Here is a 5,980-nt window from a genome sequence, read left to right as displayed (position 1 = left end):
CGAGGCCAGTGATAAGGTGCTGCACATATACCAGTCAGACTTTAAGGTAAGCTACAAGGCAGACGAGTCACCCATTACACCTGCGGATACCGCGGCCCATGACATTATCACCCACGGTTTACGTACAATAAGTCGAGACATTCCCATTCTTTCCGAGGAGGGTAAGGATATTCCCTGGGAAGAGCGTAAACACTGGCGTCGGTTCTGGCTGGTGGACCCTGTCGACGGTACCAAGGATTTCACCCAGCGTACCGGTGAGTTCACAGTCAACATCGCGATGGTTGAGGACGGTGAGCCGGTTATGGGTGTGGTGATAGCTCCTGCTCTGAAAGAAGCGTACTGGGGTGTGGTCGGTGAGGGCGCCCACATGCGCGACCGCACCGGAAGAGTTCACCGAATTCGCGTGGCGGAGCCCAAAGACGTAAAGCGCGTGGTGGCCAGTAAGAACCACCTGAACTCGGAAACCCGAGCGTTTATCGATAAGCTCGGTGAGCACGAACTTGTGCAGGCCGGGAGCTCGTTGAAGTTTTGCCGTATTGCCGAGGGGCACGCTGACATATATCCACGCTTGGGTCCTACCTGCGAGTGGGATACAGGCGCAGCGCAGGCGGTGCTGGTGGCGGCCGGCGGAAAAGTTCAAACGTTGGATGGCGAGCCGTTGAAATACGGTAAACAAGATGTGTTAAATCCGTATTTTATCGCGGCCGGCGGCTGGTACAGTCCTGACGCATGACGTGGTACGCGCTTCAATATAAACCCGCGCAGGGTGATAGGGCTCTGCAGCATCTGCAGAATCAGGGAATAACCTGCTTCTTCCCAAAAATTACAGTTGAGAGAGTCAGGGCTGGCAGACGGGTGAGCAAGCTTGAACCTTTGTTTCCCGGCTACCTTTTCGTGAATCTGGAGCAATCTGACCCCATGTGGTCAAAGCTCCGGTCAACCCGAGGTGTGCTGAAAATCGTCAGTTTTGCGAACAAGCCTGCTGGCGTCTGCGATGAGGTTATCGGGCATATCAAAGCCAGCCTGGATTCCGTTGCGGAGCAGGGCGGTATCAAGCCTGGCCAGGCAGTCTATGTTAGCGAGGGACCTTTCGAGGGTATCCATGCAATATTTCAGGCATATGACGGCGAAGAGCGGGCAGTCGTATTAATCAACTTTATGCAGAAGCAGCAGAGCATAAAAGTGCCGGTCTCTGGAATAATAAGGTAAGAGCTGAATGGCAGAAAACAACGAAAAGTCACGACCGCCATACGACGATGAAATCAGTCTGGTGGACCTGGCCTCGACCTTTTTAAGACGCCGCCGGATCTTTTATGCAGTTTTTCTCCTGACATTGCTCTCCGGGATTGTTTACGCGCTCTTGATGCCCCAGAAATACGAGTTTGTCAGTCTGGTGAAGCTCGCTGAACGGGATGTCGGTAACACTATTGAGAAACCCGCCCTGGTTATCGCAACCCTGGAGAATCGGTGGCTGCCTGATTATCGTGCTGCCTATAATGATCAGCATGAAGAGCCGATGCCCATGGAGGTACAGTTCGAGAATCCTGAGAACACAAGCTTTATCCGGATTGTCTCTGAGTCTCCTCAGGCCGAGGTTGTATTCGTCAATGAGATTCACTCTTCACTGATTGCGCAGCTTGAAAAGTCCCAGGCATTAGCAGTCTCGAATCTCAGCCAGAGCCTGAAAGCGCAGATAGAGTCGCTTTCCTCAAGCATTGAAATGCTCAAGGGCACGCAAGATGCAGGAGCAGCTATCGCAGCTGCCGTCGAGAAGCGGCTCTCGCTGGAGTCGACGCTCAAGTCCATTCAGGCTATGGAGACTCTGGCACTCGGGCGGCAAGCTCTGGAGCCTGCCGGGCCTGCACGCAGCCTGATCATTTTGTTGTCTGGCATGCTGGGGCTGATCGCGGGAGTGTTTTTCGCCTTCTTCGCCGAGTTCGCGAGCCTGGTAAGAGCTCAGATGAACGATATTTAGACGTTTCACTTGCAACTGCAAAGCTTTAACAATTCTTTACCCTGCTATCTCCCTGAAAACCAATGTGTCAGACTTTTTGTCACTTGCTTGTCATATACATTGCCGTAGAATCGGCACGCTTCTGAAACAGTTCATTCATCTACCGACAAGGATACAGTTGGGAGTCAGTTGTCCCCTTCCTTTTGTCTGTTTCCTGTCGTTTTTCAGATAATTTTATCCTATGACCTTAAAACACTGGGCCCTGGTCGGTGGGGCGGTAGCGTGTCTGACAAGTGTTTCCCTCTCCGCGGCCCCCTGGCTTGAGCCGGGAGACTCGCGGGCGAGATTTGCGGCCCAGAAACTGGCAGACCGAGGCCATATGGATCGCACTGTCAGCACCTGGCCAATGATGTGGAGTACGGTCCACAGTGGCCTAGAGGACAGCGTCAGCGCTGACCAGGCTTCCGTGGGCTCCGCTGCTGCCTACCTGCGCTTCGAAAAGGAACAGCAGGGTCAGCAGGGTTTTCGGGGCGAGTACAGCCTCTATGGCAACAGTGAGGTACCCGGAGTTCGCGGTTTTGATGAGAATCCACTTGCGAAAGCTGGCACGGCGATCAACCTTCAGTGGCAAGGTGAAGTCTGGGCCCTGGGCCTTAAGCCCTCATACGCCCCTGAAAGCGATGACGATGAAGAGCTTCGCCTGGATGGCAGCTACCTGGCTGCGGCTGCAGGTAACTGGGTGATGGGCGTTGGGGCCATTGACCGATGGTGGGGGCCTGGCTGGCAATCCAGCCTCATTCTCTCCAACAACGCCCGCCCCATGCCGGCGCTCTGGATTAATCGGAACAACGCCCACGCTTTTGAAAGCCCTTGGTTAAGCTGGATCGGCCCCTGGCAGTTCACAGCGCTTGCCGGCCAATATGAGAGTGACCGTGCGGTACCCGATGCCAAACTGATCGGCATGCGCTTCACGTTCCGCCCGATCGATGGCCTGGATATTGGTCTCTCACGGGCCATCATGTTCGGTGGAGAAGGGCGGCCTGAGGGCGCGTCGACCATATGGAACGCGCTGATCGGACGCGATAACGGCCAGCTCGAGGAAAACGACCCGGGCAACCAGCTCGCCAGCATTGATGCCCGCTATGGATTCTCAATTGGTCAGCAGTCTATGGGCTTATACGCCCAGATGATGGGCGAAGACGAAGCGGGCGCCTTTCCAGCCCGTAAGTCCTGGCTTTTGGGCGCGGACTGGACGACGCAGTTATTCAAAGCTGACCAGCAGTGGTTTGTTGAGTACACAAACACCCTGGCGGACGACTTCCTGGGCGATGCCATGCCCAACATCACCTACGACCACTCCCGCTACCGCTCTGGCTATCGCTATTACGGCCGCAGCATGGCGGCCAGCTTCGATGGCGATGCAGAAGCCGTTACCTTGGGAGCCCTGAACTTCTTCGATAATGGTGCCAATTTGACGGCCAAGGTAACCTACGCCCGACTGAATAAGGATGGCGAAAACCGCACCGTTGTAACCGATCAAGATATCTTTTACACCGTTCCCGACGGCGACCAGAACGTCGCCATTCTTGATCTCGGCTACGGAACCCGTTTATTAAATGGCTGGCTGGATATGAACCTCCAGGCCACCGACAAGAAAATACAGTACCTGGGTGGCGAGAAAGACCAATGGTCTTTGGGCGCCACCTGGACCTACCGATTCTAAATTTTACCGAACCAAACCGCCGGATTTATAACTGTGAAGCTTAAGAATCTATTGCTCCCGCTGGCTCTGCTACTGCCAATGGCTGCCGCCGCCCAATCCATCAGCCCGTCTCAGATTGAGCAGTTCAAAAACCTGCCAAGGGCCCAGCAAGAAGCCCTGGCTCGGCAGTACGGCATAGACCTGGATAATATTCAGGGTCGCCGCCAGAGCCAGCAACGCCCGGAAAATATTGAGGTTGTCGAGTCCGAAAGTGGCAATGGCGATGACGAGCGCCGGAAAGCGCAGAAAGAACGGGAAGAGCAGGAAAAAGAGGAAGAGCGGGCTCGCAAGAACGGTGGGCTGAAACCATTCGGGTATGACCTGTTTGCAGGCAGTCCGACCACCTTTGCGCCGGTAACAGAAATCCCCGTACCAAACGATTACACACTTGGCCCCGGCGACGTGCTGCGCATCCAGTTGTGGGGCAAAGAAAATCAGCAGTTGCAACTGCCCGTGAGCCGTGAAGGGTCCATTGGCTTCCCCAATTCCGGCCCTCTCAGCGTTGCAGGCCTTAGCTTTGATGAAGCGCGTCAGCAAATCCAGAAGCTGGTCTCCGAGCAATATATCGGCGTACAGGCCAGTGTTTCTCTCGGCGAATTGCGCAGTATGCGAGTCTTCGTGCTCGGCGAGGCCAGAAACCCCGGCTCCTACACGGTAAGCTCGCTTTCTACTATCACCAATGCATTGTATGTGTCAGGCGGTGTAAAACAGTCTGGATCCTTGCGTGCTGTAGAGCACAAGCGCAACGGCAAGCTCATCGGCACCCTGGATCTGTATGATCTGCTTCTCAATGGCGACAGCTCCGGCGACCACCGCCTTCAGCCTGGGGATGTTGTTTTCATTCCACCGGTCGGCGAGCGGGCAGGCATTGACGGCGAAGTTTACCGGCCCGCCCTCTACGAGCTGGAAGACGCAACCAGCCTCAAGGAGCTGGTGCGCCTGGCCGGGGGACTTACCCCCCAGGCTTATCCGGAACGAGTAAAAATTGAACGCACCAACGAAGACTTCTTGAGAATCATCGTCGAGGCGGATTACACAGAGCCGAAGGGCCGGAGTGTTCGGGTACGGCCGGGAGACCACATAACCATCGCCTCTATTGCTGACATCACCGGCCAGTATATCGAAGTCCGTGGGGCTGCCACGCGACCGGGGCGCTACGCCTTCGTGCCCGGCATGAGGGTGTCATCTGTCCTCAATAATCTCCGAAACGACCTTCTACCTGCGGCAGATCGCGATGTAGCTCTTCTCGTAAGAAGGTCTGCAGATGATCACCTGAGCACCCTGGTGATTGATCTGCGAGATGCCCTTCGCAGCCCCGGCAGTGAAGCCGATCTGATCCTTAAGGAACGGGACCAATTACTCGTGTTCTCTGATCTGGAGAAAACAGAACTCGATGAAAGGGCCCTTAGATACGCCGAATACCAGGATCTTCAGGAGCGCCTGGAGAAAGGCGAGCGAATTTCGAAGCCGTCCGAGCAACAGTTGGCCAATCTGCGTCCCCAACAGCGGGATGAGCTCCAGCAGAGCTATGAAGAGCGCCGTTGGCTTGTCATGCTGGAGCGAGAGCAACTAACTGAAAGTGAACAGGACGAGCTGCGGCAGCTGCAGGATGCAAAGCGGGAGAAGCTACTGCCAGGTTTGGTGAAGCAGCTTCGCATCCAGGCAACGCCCCTCGAGCCTGCTTCGTTTGTCACCATATCCGGCGAGGTTCGCTATCCGGGAGAATATCCTATCCCTGCCAACGGCGGGCTTGCCGATGCAATTGCTCTCGCCGGAGGCCTGAAAGACTCAGCTTCGCTCCTTTCGGCGGAACTGGCTAGATCGGAGCTTGCAGAAGAGGGCGACCGCAGAGTGATCACCCGCAAGATTGCATTGGCGGATGTAATGGCAGGGGAAACGCGGCAAGCACTTCAAAGCCGTGATTCTATCCTGATTCAGCCTACTCCAGATTTTGACAAGCAATACCGAATCACCCTTTCTGGTGAGGTACGCTACCCGGGAGAGTATACCTTTGGTGAAGGAGAGACCCTGAGGGACGTCATTCTCCGCGCGGGCGGGCTGACTGAGAACGCATTCCCGAAAGGAGCCGTGTTCACCCGCCAGAAGCTTCGCCGGTTGGAGGCCCAGCGCCTGCAAGAGGCAGAAGAGCGATTGCAGGGTGACCTCCTGGGTGTCCAGCTTCAGGGCGACACCTTCGGCGGGCAGAACGCCCAGCGGGTGCAGCAGGTTCAGGGCTTGTTGGAAGACGTACAGAACAGCCGTCC

Annotated in this window: 5 protein-coding genes; all 5 read left to right on the top strand. The window is 55.7% G+C overall.

What is annotated here, in order from left to right; translation table 11 throughout:
• On the top strand, positions 1-733 hold a 733-nt coding region (gene cysQ / locus B2W52_RS15275; protein WP_286803683.1), incomplete at its 5' end, for a 3'(2'),5'-bisphosphate nucleotidase CysQ.
• Positions 730-1,209, top strand: a complete 480-nt coding sequence (gene rfaH, locus B2W52_RS15270) for a transcription/translation regulatory transformer protein RfaH (protein WP_273071686.1) — start codon at positions 730-732, stop codon at positions 1,207-1,209. The genes cysQ and rfaH, both read left to right, overlap by 4 nt.
• A gap of 7 nt (positions 1,210-1,216) precedes the next feature.
• Complete coding sequence (locus B2W52_RS15265; RefSeq protein WP_273071693.1) at positions 1,217-1,975, top strand: Wzz/FepE/Etk N-terminal domain-containing protein; 759 nt, start codon at positions 1,217-1,219, stop codon at positions 1,973-1,975.
• A 220-nt stretch (positions 1,976-2,195) separates the two neighbouring features.
• Positions 2,196-3,677, top strand: a complete 1,482-nt coding sequence (locus tag B2W52_RS15260; RefSeq protein WP_273071694.1) for a capsule assembly Wzi family protein — start codon at positions 2,196-2,198, stop codon at positions 3,675-3,677.
• Between the two features lie 33 nt (positions 3,678-3,710).
• Positions 3,711-5,980: SLBB domain-containing protein (locus B2W52_RS15255; RefSeq protein WP_286803682.1), on the top strand; the 2,270-nt coding region annotated here is incomplete at its 3' end.

This window comes from Marinobacter sp. UBA2498 (genome assembly GCF_002341575.1).
Lineage (GTDB): Bacteria > Pseudomonadota > Gammaproteobacteria > Pseudomonadales > Oleiphilaceae > Marinobacter > Marinobacter manganoxydans.
Note: the sequence above shows the minus strand (reverse complement) of the source record. Positions and strands in the feature narration are given on the sequence as shown.